13 protein-coding genes and 1 pseudogene are annotated in these 20505 nt (G+C 71.1%); 8 read left to right on the plus strand and 6 right to left on the minus strand.

The genetic code is table 11. The features are described 5' to 3' along the window. Nucleotides 1-16: 16 nt before the first annotated feature. Genes yoaA through mrcB form a run of 3 tightly spaced genes read right to left on the minus strand, consistent with a single transcriptional unit; the run spans nucleotide 17 to nucleotide 5047 of the window. Nucleotides 17-2065 (minus strand): DNA repair helicase YoaA, encoded by a 2049-nt coding sequence (yoaA, locus tag E4F61_RS01255; RefSeq protein ID WP_133477529.1) that lies wholly within the window; start codon nucleotides 2063-2065, stop codon nucleotides 17-19. Between the two features lies 1 nt (nucleotide 2066). Then, nucleotides 2067-2594: a hypothetical protein gene (locus E4F61_RS01260; RefSeq protein ID WP_133477530.1), complete on the minus strand. Its 528-nt coding sequence runs from the start codon at nucleotides 2592-2594 to the stop codon at nucleotides 2067-2069. Beyond that, on the minus strand, nucleotides 2591-5047 hold the full coding sequence (mrcB, locus tag E4F61_RS01265; RefSeq protein WP_133477531.1) for a penicillin-binding protein 1B: 2457 nt from the start codon (nucleotides 5045-5047) through the stop codon (nucleotides 2591-2593). The genes E4F61_RS01260 and mrcB overlap by 4 nt, the downstream gene beginning before the upstream one ends. Before the next feature lie 132 nt (nucleotides 5048-5179). Between mrcB and E4F61_RS01270 the strand changes: the two genes are divergently transcribed. Then, the gene (locus E4F61_RS01270; protein ID WP_133477532.1) at nucleotides 5180-7270 is read left to right on the plus strand and encodes a glycosyltransferase; all 2091 of its coding nucleotides are present in this window, start codon (nucleotides 5180-5182) and stop codon (nucleotides 7268-7270) included. 2 nt (nucleotides 7271-7272) lie between these two features. Here the strand turns inward: E4F61_RS01270 and E4F61_RS01275 are convergent. After that, a pseudogene (locus E4F61_RS01275) lies at nucleotides 7273-9435 on the minus strand (RelA/SpoT family protein). 57 nt (nucleotides 9436-9492) lie between these two features. Between E4F61_RS01275 and E4F61_RS01280 the strand changes: the two are divergent. Further along, nucleotides 9493-9984: a hypothetical protein gene (locus E4F61_RS01280; protein ID WP_133477533.1), complete on the plus strand. Its 492-nt coding sequence runs from the start codon at nucleotides 9493-9495 to the stop codon at nucleotides 9982-9984. 18 nt (nucleotides 9985-10002) lie between these two features. Here the strand turns inward: E4F61_RS01280 and hrpA are convergent, their stop codons facing one another. Further along, nucleotides 10003-14004, minus strand: coding sequence for an ATP-dependent RNA helicase HrpA (gene hrpA, locus E4F61_RS01285; RefSeq protein WP_425480088.1), 4002 nt, complete (start codon nucleotides 14002-14004; stop codon nucleotides 10003-10005). A 76-nt stretch (nucleotides 14005-14080) separates the two neighbouring features. Between hrpA and E4F61_RS01290 the strand changes: the two genes are divergently transcribed. Together E4F61_RS01290 and recQ are read left to right on the plus strand one after the other, a co-directional pair. Next, the gene (locus E4F61_RS01290) at nucleotides 14081-14620 is read left to right on the plus strand and encodes a Dps family protein (RefSeq protein ID WP_133477535.1); all 540 of its coding nucleotides are present in this window, start codon (nucleotides 14081-14083) and stop codon (nucleotides 14618-14620) included. Between the two features lie 350 nt (nucleotides 14621-14970). Next, nucleotides 14971-16782, plus strand: coding sequence for a DNA helicase RecQ (gene recQ / locus E4F61_RS01295; protein WP_133477536.1), 1812 nt, complete (start codon nucleotides 14971-14973; stop codon nucleotides 16780-16782). A 22-nt stretch (nucleotides 16783-16804) separates the two neighbouring features. On the opposite strand, the gene E4F61_RS01300 is transcribed toward recQ, so the two are convergent. Further along, nucleotides 16805-17047, minus strand: coding sequence for a hypothetical protein (locus tag E4F61_RS01300; RefSeq protein WP_133477537.1), 243 nt, complete (start codon nucleotides 17045-17047; stop codon nucleotides 16805-16807). A gap of 322 nt (nucleotides 17048-17369) precedes the next feature. Between E4F61_RS01300 and ccoN the strand changes: the two genes are divergently transcribed. From ccoN to ccoP, 4 genes are read left to right on the plus strand one after another with little or no spacing between them, the layout of a single operon-like run. Then, the gene (gene ccoN, locus E4F61_RS01305; RefSeq protein ID WP_133477538.1) at nucleotides 17370-18800 is read left to right on the plus strand and encodes a cytochrome-c oxidase, cbb3-type subunit I; all 1431 of its coding nucleotides are present in this window, start codon (nucleotides 17370-17372) and stop codon (nucleotides 18798-18800) included. A 9-nt stretch (nucleotides 18801-18809) separates the two neighbouring features. Next, entirely contained in the window at nucleotides 18810-19427 is a 618-nt protein-coding gene (ccoO, locus tag E4F61_RS01310) for a cytochrome-c oxidase, cbb3-type subunit II (RefSeq protein ID WP_133477539.1), read from the plus strand. Between the two features lies 1 nt (nucleotide 19428). After that, complete coding sequence (locus tag E4F61_RS01315) at nucleotides 19429-19569, plus strand: cbb3-type cytochrome oxidase subunit 3 (RefSeq protein WP_133477541.1); 141 nt, start codon at nucleotides 19429-19431, stop codon at nucleotides 19567-19569. Continuing rightward, complete coding sequence (ccoP, locus tag E4F61_RS01320; RefSeq protein WP_133477543.1) at nucleotides 19566-20492, plus strand: cytochrome-c oxidase, cbb3-type subunit III; 927 nt, start codon at nucleotides 19566-19568, stop codon at nucleotides 20490-20492. Before E4F61_RS01315 ends, ccoP begins: the two co-directional genes overlap by 4 nt. Nucleotides 20493-20505 lie beyond the last annotated feature (13 nt).

Raw genomic sequence — 20505 nt, forward strand, 5'->3', positions numbered from 1 at the left:
GGGCGATCTTCGCAGGTCAGCCCGCGCCGAGCAGCTGCTGTTGCGGGTCGTGCGCGGATTCGGTCACGCCGAAGAACTCGCGCACGTGGCGCACGCTGCGCGTCTTCGGGAACGGCGGCAGCGAATTGAAGAACACGCTGCCGTACTGGCGGTTCACCAGGCGCGGGTCGCAGAGCACGAGCACGCCGCGGTCGCGCTCGGTGCGGATCAGACGGCCGACGCCCTGCTTCAGCGCGATCACCGCCTGCGGCAACTGTTCGTCGCGGAACGGCACGCCGCCGTTGCGGCGGATCGCGTCGAGGCGCGCCTCGAACACCGGATCGTCCGGCGCGGCGAACGGCAGCTTGTCGATGACGACCACGCTCAGCGCATCGCCGGCCACGTCGACTCCTTCCCGGAAGCTTGCGGCGCCCAGCAGCACGCCGTTGCCCGAGGCGCGGAAACGATCGAGCAGTACCGAGCGCGGCGCCTCGCCCTGCACGAACAGCGGCCACGGGCCGTCCTTCAGCAATTCTGCGGACTCGCGCAGCGCGCGGTGCGAGGCGAACAGCAGGAAGGCGCGGCCGCCCGAGGCTTCGAGCACTGGACGCACGGCATCGATCACGGCCGCGGTGTAATCGCGCGCCGACGGTTCGGGCAGGTTCTTCGGCACGTAGCACAGCGCCTGCGAGCCCCAGTCGAACGGGCTGGGCGCGAGCATCGTCTGCGGCTGCCATAGGCCGAGCTTGATGGAGAAGTGCTCGAAGCGGCCGCCGACCGCGAGCGTCGCGGAGGTGAACACCCACGCTGCCTGCGAACGCGCGCGGTGCTGCGCGAGCGGGCCGGCGACGTCGAGCGGCGTGCGCGAGAGACGGAAGCCGCGCGCCGTCAGTTCGTACCAGAGCACGCTGCCATCGCTGCGCTTCTTCTTCCCGGGCGCGTCGGCAGCATCGGAATCGCCCTCGTCGGCGTCGTCGACCTCGACGGCCGCATCGTGGTCGACCTCGTTGCGCCAGCGCGAGAGCCGCTCACGGAACTCGTTGGCGCGCGCGAGGCAGCTGTCGAAGCCCGGCGACGTCGACGCGAGCGGACGCAGCGCGTCCTGCAGCGCAGCGAGCGAATCGTCGAGCGCGTCGAAGGCGTCCTCGACGGCCGGCACCTCCTGCGCGCGCCGGCGCGTGCCGCGCACCGGCAGCTCATCCATCGCGTTTCGCAGCAGGCGCACGCGGTGCTCCAGATCACGCGCTGGCTCCTGCACCGTGGCGAGCGCCGAGGCCACCTGGCGGCACTCGAGCAGCGCATCGCGCGAAAGTTCGACGAGCGGCCGGGCGCTCAGCGATTCGCCGAAGAACTGCGCGGCGAGTTCCGGCAGCTGGTGGGCCTCGTCGATCACGAACGCTTCCGCGCCCGGCAGGATCTCGCCGAAGCCCTCCTGCTTGAGCGCGAGGTCGGCGAGCAGCAGGTGGTGGTTGACGACCACGACGTCGGCGGCCTGCGCGCGCTGGCGGGCCGCGACCACGAAGCACTCCTGGAAGAACGGGCATTCGGTGCCGAGGCAGTTCTCCGCCGTGCTGGTCACCAGCGCGTGCAGCGGCGAGTCCTCGGCCAGCTCCTCGAGCTCGGCGAGGTCTCCCATGCGGGTGCGGCCCGACCACGCGACGATGCGCTGGAACTGCGCGGCCTGCTCGCGTGTCGCGAAACGCGGCTCGCCCTGCGCCTGGCGCATGCGGTAGTGGCAGAGGTAGTTGGCGCGCCCCTTCAGCAGCGCGCTCTTGTGGCCGACGCCCAGCGCGTTGCGCACGCGCGGCAGGTCGCGGTGGTAGAGCTGGTCCTGCAGCGCGCGGGTGCCGGTCGAGATGATCGTCTTCTTGCCCGACAGCAGCGCGGGCACGAGGTAGGCGAACGTCTTGCCGGTGCCGGTGCCGGCCTCAGCCAGCAGCACGCCGCGCGCATCGAACGCGTCGGCGATCGCGGCGGAAAGATCCTGCTGCGCGGGACGCGGGCGGAAGCCGTCGATCTCGCGCGACAGCGACCCGCCGTCGGCGAGCACGGCACGGCTCGCGTCGGCCAGGCGGGACGTCGTCATGTCAGTAGCGCGGCGGCGGCTTCAGCGTGCAGGCGTCGCGTTCGCGTCCGAACGCGTCGGCCCGCGCGGCGGCGGCGACGTCGCCCGACGCGGCGCGCAGGCGCTCGACCTGGACCAGCATTTCCAGCGGGCGACGGCACAGGGGGCCGACCGCAGGGCCGACCGCATGCGACCGCCGCGCGAAATCGAAGGCGGCGTCGGGGCGGTGCTGCAGCAGCGCCAGTTCCGCGAGCTCCTGCAGCAGCACGGGGTCGGCGGGCCGCTCGGCCAGTGCGCGATCGAGCGCCGCGGCCGCCTCCGGCAGGCGCCCCGCCTGCTCGTCGCGCCGCGCCTGCTCGCGCAGGTCGGCCACCTGCGGATCCTGCAGCGGCTGCACGTCGACCTCGGAGGCGACGCTCGCGCCCGCGGCGCGCACGGCGGCGACCCGCGCGGCCGCATCGAATGTCGGTACCGCCGACGGCGGCGGAGACGGCGCGGTCGTCGCGCAGCCGGCCAGAGCGAGCAGCGCAACGGCGGCGACCCGCTTCATCGGCCGTCGTCCACCGGCGGCGCGGGCGCGGCGGGCGCCGGCGGCGGTACGCGCTTGGCCGGGTCGGGGTCGGCCGGTCGACCGCCGCCGAACAGCGAATCCCAGAACCCGCCGCCCTGGTCCTGCTCGGGCGCGGCGTCGCCGCCTTCGGCCGGCGCGGCCGGCGAGCCGTACGGGCAGGCGACGCGATCCGGCGCGTACCCCGGCACGAACGGAAAGCGCGCCGAGCCCGGGCAGCCCGGGTCGGTGGTGTGGCTGCCGGCGACCCATTCCCAGTCGATGCCGTCTTCCGGAATCACCAGCGGCGCCGACGGCAGGCGCGCGAACAGCGACGACCAGACGCGCATCGCGCCGGTCGCGCCGTAGAGCCCGGTCATCTTGTTCTGGTCGTTGCCGACCCAGATGACAGCGAGGTGGTCGCCGGTGAAGCCCGCGAACCAGCTGTCGCGGCCGTCGTTCGAGGTACCGGTCTTGCCGGCGGGCGACAGGCCGCCGCGTCCGTCCGCGATGAGCTGGTGGGCGGTGCCGCGATTGACCACCTGCTGCATGCCGTAGGTCACCAGGCGCGCCGCGACCGCGTCGCCCGGCTGCGCCGGCGCGGACGGCTTGTCGTAACGGTTGAGCGCGCGGCCGTTCGCGTCCAGCACGCCGCGCACGGCGCGCAGCGGCTGGATCTGGCCGCCGGACGCGAGGAACTGGTACAGCTGCGCCATCGCGTACGGGCTCTGGTCGATCGCGCCCAGGATCAGCGACGGATTGACGTTGCCCTCGACCTCGATGCCGGCGAGCGTGCGGATGAGGTCGGCGAGCCGCTGCGGCGTCACCTGCATGCCAACCCGCACCGTCGCCTGGTTCATCGACTGCGCGAGCGCGTCGACGAGGCGTACGGTGCCGTGGCTGCGACCGTCCGAATTGCCCGGCGACCACGGCTTGCTGCCCGGGATCCGCACCGTGATCGGTGCGTCCTCGACGTAGCTCGCGAGCGACCACTTCGACGGTTCGGCCAGCGCCAGCAGGTAGACGAAGGGCTTGAGCAGCGAGCCCACCGGGCGCTGTGCCTCGACCGCACGATTGAAGCCGTGCTCGGTGAACTCGCGCGCGCCCACCGCGGCGACGACCTCGCCCCGGTGCACGTCGGTGACCACGACGCCGGCCTCCAGCGTCGGGCGGTTCTTCGAGGCCAGCTGACGCAGCGTCTTGGTCACCGCGCCTTCGGCATAGGCCTGGGCCGACGGCGACATGCCCGTCATCACGCTGAGACCCGCGCCGACAAGACCCTCGGACGGGTAGTCGCGCGAGAGCTGGCGCCGCACCAGGTCCACGTAGGCCGGGAAGCGGTTCGGCGCGAGCGTGGTGGGGTTCGGCGTGACGCCCAGCGGCGCCTTCGAGGCGCGATCGTGCTCGCGCTGGTCGATCAGGCCGGTCTCGAGCATCTTGTCGAGCACGAAGTTGCGGCGCTCGAGCGCGCGGTCGGCATGGCTGCGCGGGTCGTAGTACGACGGGCCGCGCACGATGCCGATCAGCAGCGCGATCTGCTCGGTCGACAGGTCCTTCAGGTCGCGGCCGAACCAGAACTCGGCGCCGGCGGCGACGCCGCGGATCGCCTGCGAGCCGTGCTGGCCGAGGTAGACCTGGTTGAAGTACGCCTCGAGGATCGTGCTCTTCTCGTAGCGGGCGTCGATCAGCAGCGCGTAGATGATTTCCTTGAACTTGCGGCTGAAGGTCTGCTCCTGCCCGATGCCGAGCAGGCCGCTGCGCGCGAGCTGCTGCGTCAGCGTGCTCGCGCCCTGGCGCTTCTCGCCGCTGCGCACGTTGACCAGCACCGCACGCGCCAGGCCGGAGAAGTCGATGCCGATGTGATGGTTGAAGTCGCGGTCCTCGACCGCCTGCAGGCCGGTGACCAGCAGGTCCGGGACCTCGTTGATGCGCACCAGTCGGCGCTCTTCCTGCTTCTGTCCGTAGAGCGTGGCGATGCGCGCGGGATCGAGGCGATGCGCGCGGAGCGTGCGCCGTGCCGCGGCGTCGCGGACGGAGATCACGCGGCCGCCCGACAGCTGCACCTCGATTCGGCGCGCCGGCACGACGCCGTCGACGTCGTGGAACCCGCGGCTGGCGATGAGCCAGCGCCCGCCCTGCTGGGCGTAGCTGCCTTCGCGGCGCCCGTCGCCGGCACGGTAGCCCGCCGCGTCGAGCTCGGTCTTGAGCGTGGCGGCATCGAGCGCCAGGCCCGGCGCGAGCTCGAGCGGACGCGCGTAGACGCGCGTGGGGAGCTGCCACTGCAACTGGCCGAAGCGCTGGCTGACCTCGTGGTTGAGGTAGGTCACGTACGGGATCAGGAAGCCCAGCGCGAGCCCGACGACCACGAGGGCCGCGGTCAGCAGTCGGCGGCGCCAGCCCGGCCGGCCGCCGGCATCGGCGGTGTCGTCGTCTTCGTCGTAATCGATTCGGGCCACGGAATGCGAGAATGAAGGGCTTCCGCCCGCCTGCCGCGAGTCTAGCGCAGGCGCCCGTGCCGGCCGGTCGGGCCGCGGGGGCGGTTCACGCGGAGTTGGAGGGCAGTTCCCGATGTCGACGAGCGTCGCCCGATGACCTGGGCCGGGGTCCGCTTCTCCTTCTTCCGCGTCCTGGGTTTGCTCCGCCGCACCGGCATCAGCCTGCGTGCACGTGGCCTCGGCGGCACCTGGACGCGCGTGCGCGACCACCTGCACCCGCGACCGGTCGTGCCCGCCGCCTCGCTCTACGCGCCGCCACGGTCACCGTTCGCGCCGTTCGCGCTCGACACGTCCGACGCACCGCGGGTCAGCATCGTCATCCCCGTATACGGCCAGTTCGCCCATACGCTCGACTGCCTGCGCGCGCTGGCCGCCCATCCGCCGTCGACGCCGCACGAGGTGATCGTGGTGGACGATGGCTCCACCGACGAGACGCCGGCCTGCCTCCCGCGCATCGACGGCCTGCGCTACCACCGTCGCGCGCAGAACGGTGGATTCATCGCCGCCTGCAACGACGGGGCCTCGCTCGCGCGCGGCGACACGCTCGTATTCCTCAACAACGACACGGTCCCACAGCCCGGCTGGCTCGAGGCCTTGCTCGCCACCTTCGAGACGCGCCCCGGCACCGGCCTCGTCGGCGCGCAGCTGCTGTATCCCGACGGCCGGCTCCAGGAAGCCGGCGGCCTCGTGTTCAACGACGGAAGCGGTTGGAACTACGGCAAGTTCGGCGATCCTGCCGACCCCCGCTACGCCTATGCCCGCGACGCGCATTACTGCTCCGGCGCCGCGATCGCCGTGCCGCGCTCGGTCTTCGAGCGACTGGGCGGCTTCGATGCCCGCTACGCGCCGGCCTATTACGAGGACACCGACCTCGCCTTCGGCGTGCGTTCGCTCGGGCTGGGCGTGCGCTACCAGGCCGCCTCTCGCGTGGTCCATTGCGAGGGCGTGACATCGGGTACCGACGTCACCCAGGGCATGAAGTCCTACCAGGTGGCCAATCGCGGCACGTTCGCCGCGAAGTGGGCGCCGGCGCTCGCATCCCAGCCCGCCCCCGGCGGCGACGTCGACGCCGCGGCCTGGCCGGTGAAGCCCACGCTGCTCGTGATCGACGCGCTGACGCCGGACACCACGCGCGACTCGGGCTCGCTGCGGCTCGTGAACCTGATGCGGCTGCTGATGGACGACGGGTGGCATGTGGTGTTCCTGCCGGCCAACCGCCGGGACGCCGGCGCCGCGACGCAGGCACTCCAGGCGTTGGGCGTCGAAGCCTGGCATGCGCCCTACGCGCCGCGTCCCCCCGCCTGGTTCCGCCGCCACGGCCCGCGTTTCGATGCGGTGATCCTGTGCCGGCACTACGTGGCCCGTGAATTCCTGCCCCTGGTGCGCCAGCACGCGCCACGCGCGCGTCTGCTGTTCGACACCGTCGACCTGCACTTCCTGCGCGAGCGGCGCGGCGCGGAGGCGAGCGGCGACGTCCAGGCGCTGCGCACCGCCGCCCGCACCCGCGACCTGGAGCTGGACGTCATCCGTCGCAGCGACGTCACGCTCGTGGTCAGCGAGGTCGAGCGCGCGCTGCTCGCGCAGGAAGCGCCGCAGGCGCGGGTCGAAGTCGTGTCCAACGTGCACGAGGTCGCCGGGCCGGGCCTGCCGTTCGCGCAACGCCGCGACGTCGTGTTCGTCGGCGGCTTCCGCCATCCGCCGAACGTCGACGCGGTGCTGTGGTTCGCCCGCGACGTGTGGCCGACGGTGCACGCACGACGACCGGATCTCGTGTTCCACTGCATCGGCGCCGACGTGCCGCCCGAGATCGCGACGCTGTCGTCGGTCGGAGGCATTCGCGTGCACGGGCACGTGCCCGACCTCGATCCGTTCATGGACGGCGCCCGCATCGCAATCGCGCCGTTGCGCTTCGGCGCGGGCGTCAAGGGCAAGGTGAACCTCAGCATGGCGCACGGGCAGCCGGTGGTCGCGACGTCCTGCGCCGTCGAAGGCATGCACCTGCGCGACGGCGAGGACGTGCTCGTCGCCGACGCGCCCGACGCGTTCGCCGACGCGCTGCTGCGCCTCTACGACGACGAAGCGCTGTGGTCGCGGCTGGCGGCCCACGGCCTGGACAACGTGCGGCGCCACTTTTCGGCGGATGCCGCGCGCGACGCAGTGCGGCGCGCGCTCGGAACGGACTGAGTTCAGGCGCGCCGCGCCTGCTCCACGCCGGGCAGCGCGGCGAGCTTGCCGAGCACGTCGGTCAGCTGGCCGTAGTCGGCCACGCGCAACCGCAGCTGCAGGACCACCTGCGTGCCGCCGCGAACGTGCTCGGTATTCATAGCGGTCAGGGCGACGCCGGCCTGCGCGACGACGTTGGTGACTTCCTTGAGCAGCCACTTGCGGTCGAGCGCGACCAGCTCGACGCCCACGTCGTAGGCGCTGCCGCCCCGTCGCCATTCCACCGGCAGGACGCGTTGCGGCTCGGCCGCGGCGAGCCGCTGGAACGCGGCGCAGTCGGGGCGATGCACGCTCACGCCGCGGGCCCGCGTGAGATAGCCGGCGATCGCCTCGCCCGGCAGCGGCTGGCAGCAGCGCGCGATCTGCACGAGCAGGTTGCCGACCCCCTCGACGGTGAACTCGCTCGCCCGCCCGCCGCGCGGCTTGCGTACGGCCGGAGCCGGCGCCGGCGTGGCCGCGACCGGCTCGCGCGTCGCGCGCTCGTGCTCCAGCAGCACGCGCCCGACCTGGTGCGGCCCGACGTCGCCGAGCGCGACCAGCACGAACAGGTCGGCATCGGTCGCCGCATGGAAGCGGTCGCGCGCCGGCGCGAGGCTCGCGTTGAGCAGCGACAGCCGGCGCAGCTCCTTTTCCAGCATCTCGCGTCCGGCCTGTTCGTTGCGCGCACGGTCGAGCCGGTTGAACCACGTGCGCACCTTTTCGCGCGAGCGCGGGCTGGCGAGGAAGCCGTTCGACGCGACGAGCCAGTCGCGCCGCGGCTCCGACACCTTGCCGGTGAGGATCTCGACGTGGTCGCCGCTGCGCAGCTTGTGGTCGAGCGGGACGATGCGGCCGTCGACCTTCGCGCCGCGGCAGCGATGCCCCACGTCCGTATGCACGTGGTAGGCGAAATCGAGCGGCGTCGCGCCCGCCGGCAGGTCGACGACCTCGCCCTTGGGCGTCAGCACGTAGACGCGGTCCTCGAGCAATTCGCTGTCGAGTTCGCCCGCGAGCGCGCCCTCCTCGCCCGCGCTTTCCAGCAGGCGGCGCATCCACGCGATCTTGCGTTCGAACGCGGCGCTGGCCGTGGCGCTGGCGCCGCCGGGTCCGCCTCCTTCCTTGTACTTCCAGTGCGCGGCGACGCCGAGCTCGGCCTGCCGGTGCATGTCGTGCGTGCGGATCTGCACTTCCAGCGTCTTGCCTTCCGGCCCGACCACCGCGGTGTGCAACGAGCGGTAATCGTTGCGCTTGGGCCGCGCGATGTAGTCGTCGAACTCGCTCGGGATCGGCACCCACGTCGCATGCACGATGCCGAGGGCCGCGTAGCAGGCCGCCACGTCGTCGACCAGCACGCGCACCGCGCGCAGGTCGTAGAGCTCGCCGATCGGGACGTGCTTGCGCTGCATCTTCTTCCAGATGGACTAGATGTGCTTGGGGCGGCCGGCCACGTCGGCATGGATGCCCTGCGCCTCCAGCGCCTCGCGCAGCGTCGACTTGACGCTCTCGATGTACTGCTCGCGCGCGACGCGCTTCTCGTCGAGCAGGCGCGCGATCTGCTGGTACGTCGCGGGCTCGAGGAAGCGGAACGCGAGGTCCTCCAGCTCCCACTTGAGCTGCCAGATGCCGAGCCGGTTCGCGAGCGGTGCGTGGATGTCGCGCGTCAATGCCGCAAGTGCGCGGCGTTCGTTTTCCGGCAACGACGCGGCCAGCCGCATGCGCGCGAGCTGGCGCGCCAGCAGGATCGGCACGACGCGCAGGTCGCGCACCATCGCGAGCAGTAGCCGGCGCAGGCCTTCGCTGCCGCGGCCGCCCGGATGCCGCGCATGCAGCGTCCAGACCGGCTCGGCGGCCCGCTGGCCCTCGACCAGCGCGGCGACGGCGGGAAAGCGCGACATGAACGTCTCGCCGAGCGCAGCCGCGAGGCCCGGCCAGTCGTGCACGAGCGACGCCGCGATGACTTCGCCATCGGCGCCGAGCACGGCCAGCGAGCCGAGCGTGGAGTCCACGCGCGCCCACCCGTCGTCGTCGAGCGCGGGCGCCTCCGCGGTGGCCAGGGCGTCGCGCAGGGCCGCACCGAGCGCACCCGCGGCGGGAAGGGCGAGCGCATCGGCGAGGCGGTGCGTCGTCGGAGGGCGCGGCGCGTTCATCGAAAAGCCGGGACGGAGCGATCTACACTAGCCGGCATCCGTCCGGAGGAACAGTTCATGGCCCTTGCCCGTTCGCGCGCCCTCGTCCTCGCCGTCGCGTTGGCCTGCGCCTCGCTTGCGGCGCACGCCGCGCCGCCGATCGAGCAGCAGATGACGCCGGAGCAGTTCAAGGCCGCGGGGCTAAACAAGCTGTCGCCGCAGGAACTCGCGAGCCTCAACACCTGGCTCGGCCGCACGATCGAAACGGAAACCGCGAAGGCTGCCGTCGCCGCGAAGAAGAAGGTCGAGGACGAGAACCGCGGCTTCTTCAACTTCGGCTCGTCCGAGCCGGTGAAGTCGGCGATCACCGGCGAGTTCCGCGGGTTCGCGATGGGCCGTACGTACACGCTCGACAACGGGCAGGTGTGGCGCCAGATCGACGAGGCCAGCCTCGCCGGCGTGCGCAAGACCCATCCCGAAGTGGTGATCTCGCCGAGCGTGATCGGCAATGCCTGGTACATGGGCATCAAGGGCTACGGCACGCGCGCGAAGGTGATGCGCGTCAAGTGAGGCCCGCCGCGCCGCGGCTCAGCCCGTGAGCTGGGCGAGCCGCTGCGCGAGCTTCTTCGGCGACGCGCCGCCGCGCGCGCCCAGTTCCTGCGCGAACAGCGAGACGCGCAGTTCCTCCAGATCCCAGCGGAACGCATCCCAGTCGGGATCGTCGCCGTCGGCGCGTGCGAGCGCCTGCGCGAACGGGCGCAGCTCGAGCATGCGCGCCTGGTCGCGCGCTGGATCGCGCAGCGCACGCTCGGCGCGTAGCGCCAGCGCCTTCAGGTAGCGCGGATATTCGCGCAGCGCCGACGCCGGCGTATCGCGCAGGAAACCGGGCGGCGTGAGCGAGGCGAGGTGCGCCCGCATGTCGTCGAGGTTGCCGCTGGCCCAGCCCATCAACGGCGACTCGAACTTCGCGCGCGCGTCGGCGACGGCCGCAAGGATCGCCTCGGCCTGGCGCAGGCGCTCCATCGCCTCGGGGAAGAGTCCCTTCGCGACCTGTTCGCGGCGCGCGTCGAAGGCCTCCGGGTCGCGGACCGCGGCGAGCCCGTCGACGGTGAGGGCCTCGAACGCGCCGTCGACGAGGTCGAGCCGCAGCCGGTCGCCTTCCTTCAGCGACGCCGCCTCGCCCGAGCGCGGCGCCGCCGATTCGATCGCCGCGTACAGCAGGGCGGTCTTCGGCGACACCGGCAGTTGCTTGCGTGCCTGGCGCATGCGGTCGGCCGAGGCGAGGCGCAGCAGGCGGCGCACGCCGGCGGGATGTTCCCGTGCGGCCTCGTCGCGCTGGGCGAAGACCTGCACCGACGCGCTGTCGCCGTCGTCGTGGAGCGCCGGGAACGCGGGAACGCCGCCCGCGCCGCGCACCGTTTCCGGAATGCGCGTCGGCGGGAACGCGGTCAGCCCCTCCTGCGCGAGCCCGCTCGACGCCTTCTCCGCGAACGCATCCGCGGCGAGCGCGCCGAAGCGCTCGCGCAGGTCGTCGAGGTCGCGCGATTCGGCCAGTACATGGCGGCCGTCGCGGTCGAGCAGGCGCAGGTTCGTCCGCAGGTGCGGCTCAATCGCGGCCTCGTCGAACTCCGTCGCCGCGACCTGCGCGCCGGTGAGCTTGGACAGGAAGCGCGCGAGCGTGCCGGTGAACGTGTCGGGCTCGACCGGGCGGCCCTTGTCCCACGCGCCGTGCGCTTCCGCGAACGCCTTCGCGAAGTCGGGCGCCGGCACGAAGTTGCGGCGCTGCGCCTTGGGCAGCGAGCGGATCAGCGCGGCCGCCTTGTCGGCGACGAAACCCGGCGCCAGCCACGACAGCTGCGGCGCGTCGAGCGCGTTGAGCAGGTGCAGGGGCACGGCGAGCGTCATCCCGTCGTCGGGCGCGCCCGGCTCGAAGCGGTAGACGACGGCGAGCTGCACGTCGCCCATGCGCAGGAACGGCGGGAAGCGCGAGGCGGTGCTCGCCTCGCCGATCATCAGGTCGTCCAGCGACCATTCGAGCGCGGCCTTCTCGTTCGCCGGCAGCTTCGCGTACCAGGCGTCCAGCGCCTGCACGTTGTGCACGTGCGCCGGAAGGCGGTCGAGGTACCACTGCGCCATCCACTCCTCGTCGACGACGAGGCCGGCGCGGCGCTGCTTGGCTTCCTCGTCCTTCGCCCGTTCGAGCGTGGCGAGGTTCTTCTTCAGGAAGCCCGAGCGTGTGTTGATCTCCCCGGTGACCAGCGCGTCGCGCGCGAAGATGACGCGGCTTTCCTCGGGAAACATCGCGCCGTAATGGATCGGCTTCTTCGGCGCGAGCACGAGGCCGAACAGCGAGATCTGCTCGCTGCCGATCACGCGGCCCTGCGAACGCGACCAGCGCGGATCGCTCTGCCGGCGCGAGAGCAGATGCGGCAGCTCGTCGATCGCCCACTGCGGCTCGATCGACGCGTTGATCAGCGCCCACACGCGCTCGGTGTCGAGTAGCGTGGCCGACAGCACCCACGGCGGCGGCTTCTTCGCCAGCGGCGAGCCGGGGAAGAGCTGGAACTTGCGGCCGCGCGGCCCGTCGTAGCCGCGGTCGGCGCGCTGGCCGACCTGCGTCGGCAGGCCGGCGAGCACCGCGCGGTGCAGCTTCGTGTAATGCATCGCCGCGGCTTTCGGGTCCGGTGCACCGACCGGCGCCGCCTCGCCCTGCCCCGGCCACAGCTCGGCCGCCATGAGCTTCAGCTGGCGATGCAGTTCGCGCCACTCGCGCATGCGCAGGAAGCCAAGGAAATGCTTCTCGCACCAGGCGCGCAATTTCGACTGCGTGAGGTCGGCATGCGCGTCCTCGTAGGCCTGCCAGAGCTTGAGGATGCCGAGGAACTCCGAGCGCGGGTCGGCGAACTCGGCATGCGCGGCATCCGCGGCGCCGCGCTGGTCGCCGGGCCGCTCGCGCGGGTCCTGGATGCCGAGGAACGCGGCGATCACCAGCATCTCGCGCAGCACGCCGTGCGTGCTCGCCGCGACGAGCATGCGGGCGAGCTTCACGTCGACCGGCAGCCGGGCCATCAGGCGGCCGATCGCCGTGAGCTTGCGCGCGTCGTCGACCGCGCCCAGCTCGGCGAGCTGCTGCCAGCCATCGGCGATCGCGCGCGGGTCCGGCGGCTCGAGGAACGGGAACTCCTCGATGCGGCCGAGACCCAGCGCGAGCATGCGCAGGATCACGCCGGCCAGCGCGGCCCGGCGAATCTCGGGATCGGTGAACTCGGCGCGCGACTGGAAATCGGCCTCCGAATACAGGCGATAGCACGTGCCTTCCGAGACACGCCCGCAGCGGCCCATGCGCTGGTTCGCGCTGGCCTGGCTCACCGGCTCGATGTGCAGGCGGTCGAGCTTGGCGCGCGGGCTGTAGCGCTTGACGCGCGCGAGGCCCGGGTCGACCACGTAGCGGATGCGCGGCACGGTGAGCGAGGTCTCGGCGACGTTCGTCGCCAGCACGATGCGGCGCTGCGGGCCGGGGTTGAACACACGGTCCTGGTCGCGCGCGGACAGGCGCGCGTACAGCGGCAGCACCTCGGTATGCCGGTACTTGCGGCGCTCCAGCGCCTGGTGCGCGTCGCGGATCTCGCGTTCGCCGGGCAGGAAGACGAGTACGTCGCCGCGCGGATCCTCGGACGTGATCTCGTCGCAGGCCGCGACGATCGCTTCGTTGACCGTGCGCGCGCCGTCGCGGTCGGCCTCGTCGGGCAGCGGCCCGCGGCGGGGGCCCGACGGCGTGGTCGCGTCGGACTCGCCTTCCAGCGGGCGATAGCGCAGCGACACCGGATAGCCGCGGCCTTCGACGCTCACCACCGGCGCGTTCTCGAAATGCGCGGCGAAGCGCGCGGTGTCGATCGTCGCCGAGGTGATGATGACCTTCAGGTCCCTCCGGCGCTGCAGGAGCTGCTTGAGGTAGCCGAGCAGGAAGTCGATGTTGAGCGAGCGCTCGTGGGCCTCGTCGATCAGCAGGGTGTCGTACTTCGACAGCCAGCGATCGGACTGGATCTCGGCCAGCAGGATGCCGTCGGTCATGAACTTCACGACCGTGTCCTCGCCGACGTTCTCGGTGAAGCGCACCTGGTAGCCGACCGCGCCGCCCATCGGAACCTGCAGCTCCTCGGCGACGCGCCGCGCGACCGCGCGCGCGGCGATGCGGCGCGGCTGCGTGCAGCCGATCATGCCGGCCGCGCCGCGACCGGCCGCGAGGCAGAGCTTGGGGATCTGCGTGGTCTTGCCCGAGCCGGTTTCGCCCGCGATCACCACGACCGGGTGTTCACGGATCAGGTCGACAATGCGTTCGGCTTCAGCGGCGATCGGCAACTCGTCCGGCACCGTCGCCTGCGGCAGCTGTCGCGCACGGGCCTCGCGCCGCGCGATCGACTGGACCAGGGCCTGTTCGAACGCGGCGCGGCGCCCGGAATCGCCGGGGGACTGGCTCCAGCGCGACCACAGGCCATGCAGGCGGCCGCGATCCCGCGTCATCGCCTCGTCGAGGCGACGTCGGGCGGCGGGAAGGTCCTGGGCGTCGATAGAGGGCGCGGATCGGTTCAAGACGAAAGATCGATTTCACACGGGCCGGCGGGCCGCCTATTGTCGCCGGTGTCACGACGGAACTCGGAGAACGCAGATGAACAAGGGAACTGAAACGCGCAAGAGCGGCAACGGCGGCGAGAAAGCGGCGGCCGGCATGCCTGCGGTCAATATCGGGATCAGCGAGGAAGACCGCAAGGCGGTCGCGGACGGGCTGTCCAACTTCCTGTCCGATGCGTTCACGCTCTACCTGAAGACGCACAATTTCCACTGGAACGTCACCGGGCCGATGTTCAACGCCCTGCACGTGATGTTCGAGACCCAGTACACCGAGCAGTGGGCGGCGCTGGACGACATCGCCGAGCGCATCCGCGCGCTGGGCTTCAACGCGCCGGGCTCGTACGCCGAATTCATCCGCATGAGCTCGCTGCCCGAGGAGCCCGGCCTGACCGAGACGGCCGACTGGCGCGAAATGGTGCGGCAGCTGGTGACGGGCAACGAGGCGGTCTGCCGGACGGCGCGCGCCGTGCTCGCCCGCGCCGACGAGGCGGGCGACGATCCGACGGTCGATCTCATGACCCAGCGCCTGCAGACGCACGAGAAGTACGCGTGGATGCTGCGGTCGCTGCTGCAGTAGACTTCCCACGACAGGAAAGTCGCCCCGGACGCCTGGTACCAGTCACTGGCTCTTTGCGGAATTCAGAACTGAACGTCCGGGGCGCCGGTAGAGTGCATAGGGACAGCTGAATGCCGTCTGTGGACGAGTGGATCGCACCTGAATGCGCGCCATAAAAAAAGCCCCGGAAATCCGGGGCTTTTTCGCATTCCTGACAGGGAAGTGCTGAGCTCGCGTCCGAGCGTGTGCGAATCTTATGCGCGAAACTATTTAGAAACTGTTAGCACGCTTCGTATTCATTTTCCGCGCCGCTGTTGTGTTCAGTCGGCAGCCAGTTACGCAGCGGATGGCCTGATTCGAGAACGTCCCCGATGAGCGACACCGCCCTCGACCTCCTCCATCGGATCTTCGGCCACACCGCGTTCCGCGGCGAGCAGGCGCAGATCGTCGAGCATGTCGCCGGCGGTGGCGACGCGCTGGTGCTGATGCCGACGGGCGGGGGCAAGTCGCTCTGCTACCAGATCCCGGCGCTGCTGCGCGACGGCGTGGCGATCGTGGTGTCGCCGCTGATCGCGCTGATGCAGGACCAGGTGGAGGCGCTGCGGCAGGTCGGCGTACGCGCCGCCTTCCTGAACTCGACGCTGGACGCGGCCGCGGCCGCCGCCGTCGAGCGCGATCTGCTGGCCGGCGACCTCGACCTGCTCTACGTCGCGCCGGAGCGCCTGCTCACCGGGCGGTTCCTGTCCCTGCTGGAGCGCGCGAAGCTCGGCCTGTTCGCCATCGACGAGGCCCACTGCGTCTCGCAGTGGGGCCACGACTTCCGCCCGGAGTACCGTCAGCTCACCGTGCTGCACGAGCGCTGGCCGGACGTGCCGCGCATCGCGCTCACCGCCACCGCCGACGCGCCGACGCGCCGCGAGATCGTCGAGCGCCTGGCACTGGAGGACGCCAAGCAGTTCGTCAGCTCCTTCGACCGCCCGAACATCCGCTACACCGTGGTGCCGAAGGACGGCGCAGGCACGCGCGCGCTGCTCGACGTCCTCGCCCGCCATCCAGGCCAGAGCGGCATCGTCTACGCGATGAGCCGCAAGCGCGTCGAAGCGGTGGCCGAGCAGCTCTGCAAGGCCGGCCTCAAGGCGCTGCCCTACCACGCCGGCATGGACGCGCAGGTGCGCGCCGCCAACCAGCGCCGTTTCCTGCAGGAGGACGGCATCGTGATGGTGGCGACGATCGCCTTCGGCATGGGCATCGACAAGCCGGACGTGCGCTTCGTCGCGCATGTGGACCTGCCCAAGTCGATCGAGGGCTACTACCAGGAAACCGGCCGCGCCGGCCGCGACGGCGGCCCCTCGGAAGCCTGGCTCAGCTACGGGCTGGGCGACGTGGTCAGCCTGCGCCAAATGATCGAACAGGGCGATGCCGGCGGCGAGCGCAAGCAGCTCGAGCTGCGCAAGCTCGACGCGCTGCTGGGCTACTGCGAGAGCACCGACTGCCGCCGGCAGGCACTGCTGCGCTTGTTCGGCGAGGCGCATGCGGGCGCCTGCGGCAACTGCGACAACTGCCTGTCCCCGCCGCAGAGCTGGGACGGCACCGACGCCGCGCGCAAGGCGCTGTCGGCGATCTACCGCACCGGCCAGCGCTTCGGCGTCGGCCATCTCATGGACGTGCTGCGCGGCGCGAAGACGGAGAAGGTGCAGCAGTTCCGCCATGGCGAACTCGCCGTGTTCGGCGTGGGCGCGGACCTCGACGACCGCCAGTGGCGCAGCGTGTTCCGCCAGCTGGTCGCGGGCGGCTACGTGGACGTCGACGTCGAGCACTTCGGCGCGCTGCGGCTGACCGAGGCGGCGCGCCCCGTGCTGCGCGGCGAGGCCACGCTGCGCTTTCGCAGCGAGCCGAAGGCGCCGCCACGCATGCGCCGGGACCGGCGCGCGTCGGAAGCGGAGGCGTTCGACCTGGATCCGGCGTCGCTGGTGCGCTTCCAGTCGCTGCGCGAATGGCGCGCACAGACCGCGCGCGAGCAGAACGTCCCGGCGTACGTGATCTTCCACGACGCCACTCTGCGCGCGATCGCCGAGGCGGACCCGGCGGATCTCGAGGATCTGGGGCGCATCCCGGGCATCGGCAGCAGCAAGCTCGATCGCTACGGCGAGGCGGTGCTGCAGCAGTTGTTCGACGCGGCCTGAGCCGACGCGCCCGCCGGCGCGATCAGGCGTTGGACGACTGGACGGTCGGGCAGCTGCGCAGCAGCGCCTCGTCGGCCCCGCTCGCCACGGCGAAGCCGTGCAGGCCGATGTCGAGCACGAGGCCGTCGCCCAGCACCCCCAGCTCGAGCCTCACCGTCCGGATGAACCGCAGGGCGTCGGGCGCGAGCGTCGGCAGCCCGCACGCGAAGCGCGTGGGGACCACGACGAGCGCACCATCCACGCGGCGGTACAGATCCAGCTTCATTCGCGTCCCCGGGCTGCACCGGGACGCTAACCAATCCCGGGCGCGCAGCCTATAGGGACTCTCCCCCTGTCGGCCTGAACCGTTGGGCCGGGCCGGATGGAAGGCGCGCATCGCGTGACCGGCGGCATGGGCAGCGGCTGCGGCGTGGCGTCGCGGCGCCTGGAGCATCGCGTTGCGGGGTACCCGGCACGGACTTGATCTGGATCAAGCGCGGCCGGCACACGGCTTCGAGAATGGCGGCGTGACTCGGCACCTCACTCCGCAAGGTCAATCCATGTCCACAACAGAGCTCAGGGCTGCGCCGGTCGCCGCCCGCCCGGCCATGCCCGCGCCCCGCGCCGCGGCGTACAACGACCGGGTCGTGATCCAGTTCTCACTCGCGACGGTGCTGTGGGGCATCGTCGGGATGTCGGTCGGCGCGCTGATCGCGGCGCAGCTGTACTGGCCCGACCTGACCTACGGGGTTCCGTGGCTCGGCTACGGCCGTCTGCGTCCACTGCATACCAATGCGGTGATCTTCGCCTTCGGCGGCTCGGCGCTGATGGGTACCAGCCTGCACGTCGTGCAGCGCACCTGCGGCGTCCGGCTGATTTCGGACCGCCTGGCGTCGTTCGTGTTCTGGGGCTGGCAGGCGGTGATCGTCGCCGCGGCGGTGACGCTGCCGCTGGGCATGACGCAGGGCAAGGAATACGCCGAGCTCGAATGGCCGATCGACCTGCTGATCGCCGCCGTGTGGGTGGCCTACGGCTGGCTGTTCTTCGGCACCATCGCCAAACGCACGACGCCGCACATCTACGTCGCCAACTGGTTCTACGGCAGCTTCATCGTCGCGGTGACGCTGCTGCACATCGTCAACAACGTCGCGATCCCGGCCGGTGCGCTGAAGTCGTATTCGGTCTACAGCGGCACCGTCGACGCGATGGTGCAGTGGTGGTACGGCCACAACGCGGTGGGCTTCTTCCTGACCGCCGGCTTCCTCGGGATGATGTACTACTTCGTGCCGAAGCAGGCGCAGCGCCCGGTCTATTCGTATCGCCTGTCGATCGTGCACTTCTGGGCGCTGATCGCGGTCTACATGTGGGCCGGCCCGCACCACCTGCAGTACACCGCGCTGCCGGACTGGGCGCAGTCGCTCGGCATGGTGTTCTCGCTGATCCTGCTGGCGCCCTCCTGGGGCGGCGCGATCAACGGCATGCTCACGCTGTCGGGCGTGTGGCACAAGCTGCGCACCGACCCGATCCTCAAGTTCCTCATCGTCTCGCTCAGCTTCTACATGATGAGCACGTTCGAGGGGCCGATGATGTCGATCAAGACGGTCAACTCGCTCTCGCACTACACCGACTGGACGATCGGCCACGTGCACGCCGGCGCGCTGGGCTGGGTGGCGATGATCACCATCGGCTCGATCTACGCGATGCTGCCGAAGCTCGTCGGCGCCGAGCGCATGCATTCGACGAAGGCGATCGACCTGCACTTCTGGCTGCACACGGTCGGTGTGGTCTTCTACATCGTCGCGATGTGGATCGCCGGCGTGACGCAGGGCCTGATGTGGCGCGCCACCAACGCCGACGGGACGCTGACCTACAGCTTCGTCGAAGCGCTCAACGCGACCTATCCCTACTACCTTATCCGCCTGGGCGGCGGCCTGCTGGTGCTCGGCGGGATGCTGCTGATGGGCTGGAACGTGCTGAAGACGCTCGCCGACGGCCGCGAGCCCGTCGTCGACGCCGTCGCGGCGCCGGCGCTCGCCTGAGGACCCGACATGAGCACCAACGCACACGAGAAAGTCGAGAAGAACGTCGGCCTGATGGCGGTCCTGATCGCGGTGGCGGTTTCGTTCGGCGGGCTCGCCGAGATCGTCCCGCTGATGCACCAGGCCGAGGCGATCGAGCCGCTGCCCGGCGTAAAGCCCTATCCCGCGCTGGAGCTCGCCGGCCGCGACGTCTACGTCCGCGAGGGCTGCTACAACTGCCATTCGCAGATGGTGCGCACGCTGCGCTTCGAGACCGAGCGCTACGGCCACTACTCGCTGGCCGGCGAATCGGTCTACGACCACCCCTTCCAGTGGGGCTCCAAGCGCACCGGCCCGGACCTGGCCCGCGTGGGCGGCCGCTATTCCGACGATTGGCACCGCGTGCACCTGAACCAGCCGCGCGACGTGGTGCCCGAGTCGAACATGCCGGGCTTCCCGTGGCTGGAGAAGAACGCGGTCGACGGCGCGACGATCACCGCACACATGAAGGCGCTGCGCGCGATCGGCGATCCGTATACCGACGCGGACATCGCCGGCGCCGCGAAGGCGGTCGATGGAAAGACCGAGATGGATGCGGTCGTGGCCTACCTGCAGGGCCTGGGCAAGAACGCGCCGAGGGGCGGCTGACATGGTCGCCGGCACCGTCACCGCGATCCTGCTGGCGCTGTTCGTCGCCGGCTGGATCTGGGCCTGGCGCCCCGCGCGCAAGGCGGAATTCGATGCGGCGTCACGGCTGCCGCTCAACGACAACGAGGAGACTCCGCGATGAGCATGGGCTGGTCGTGGTACGTGATCGCACTGGTCGTGCTGAACATCGCCGGCTGCGTGTGGCTGCTGTGGTTCACCGCGCGCAGGCGCCCCGGCGATCCGAAGCCGACCGACACGAGCCACGTGTGGGATGGCGACCTCACCGAGTACAACAAGCCGCTGCCGCGCTGGTGGATCAACGGCTTCTACCTGACGATCGTCTTCGGCGTCGGCTACCTCGTCTGGTACGGCGGCCTCGGCGGCCTGAAGGGCTATTCGGGCTGGACGTCGGACAAGGAATACGCGGCGGACAAGGCGGGCGAGGACGCCAAGCTCAACGCCGCGTTCGCCCGGTACGCGGGCAAGCCTATCGATGCGATCGCGCGCGATCCGCACGCCGTGGCCATCGGCCATTCGATCTTCACCAACACCTGCTCCGGCTGCCACGGCTCGTCGGCGAAGGGCGCGATCGGCTATCCCAATCTCACCGACGACATCTGGCACTGGGGTGGCACGCCCGACCGCATCCTCGAGACGGTGCTCGACGGCCGCGAAGGCGTGATGCCCGAATGGGGCAAGGTGCTGACCGGCATGGGCGGCGAGAACGCGGTGGATTACGTCGCGAGCTACGTGCAGTCGTTCGCCGACCCGAAGGGCCTGGAGAACAACTTCATGGCCGCGCAGGGCAAGTCGCTGTACGAGGGCGTGTGCGTGGCCTGCCACGGCGCCGACGGCAAGGGCAATCCCGCGATGGGCGCGCCGAACCTCACCGACGACTACTGGCTCTACGGCGGCAGCAAGGCGCAGCTCGTGCAGACCATCGCCAACGGCCGCCACGGCGTGATGCCGGCGCACCGTGCGCTGCTCGGCGAGACGCGTGCACGCCTGGTGGCCGCCTACGTCTGGTCGTTGTCCAACGGCCCGGCGCAGGTCGCCGCGAAGTAAAGGAGCGCCACGC

Origin of the sequence: Cognatilysobacter segetis (assembly GCF_004359965.1) — a bacterium.
GTDB lineage: Bacteria > Pseudomonadota > Gammaproteobacteria > Xanthomonadales > Xanthomonadaceae > Cognatilysobacter > Cognatilysobacter segetis.

Coding starts and splice junctions, on each gene's coding strand:
- E4F61_RS01300 (WP_133477537.1), bottom strand. CDS start 17,047: ATGAAGCTGGATCTGTACCGCCGCGTGGATGGTGCGCTCGTCGTGGTC.
- E4F61_RS01280 (WP_133477533.1), top strand. CDS start 9,493: ATGGCCCTTGCCCGTTCGCGCGCCCTCGTCCTCGCCGTCGCGTTGGCC.
- ccoO (WP_133477539.1), top strand. CDS start 18,810: ATGAGCACCAACGCACACGAGAAAGTCGAGAAGAACGTCGGCCTGATG.
- ccoP (WP_133477543.1), top strand. CDS start 19,566: ATGAGCATGGGCTGGTCGTGGTACGTGATCGCACTGGTCGTGCTGAAC.
- recQ (WP_133477536.1), top strand. CDS start 14,971: ATGAGCGACACCGCCCTCGACCTCCTCCATCGGATCTTCGGCCACACC.
- yoaA (WP_133477529.1), bottom strand. CDS start 2,065: ATGACGACGTCCCGCCTGGCCGACGCGAGCCGTGCCGTGCTCGCCGAC.
- E4F61_RS01315 (WP_133477541.1), top strand. CDS start 19,429: ATGGTCGCCGGCACCGTCACCGCGATCCTGCTGGCGCTGTTCGTCGCC.
- E4F61_RS01260 (WP_133477530.1), bottom strand. CDS start 2,594: ATGAAGCGGGTCGCCGCCGTTGCGCTGCTCGCTCTGGCCGGCTGCGCG.
- E4F61_RS01270 (WP_133477532.1), top strand. CDS start 5,180: ATGACCTGGGCCGGGGTCCGCTTCTCCTTCTTCCGCGTCCTGGGTTTG.
- E4F61_RS01290 (WP_133477535.1), top strand. CDS start 14,081: ATGAACAAGGGAACTGAAACGCGCAAGAGCGGCAACGGCGGCGAGAAA.
- ccoN (WP_133477538.1), top strand. CDS start 17,370: ATGCCCGCGCCCCGCGCCGCGGCGTACAACGACCGGGTCGTGATCCAG.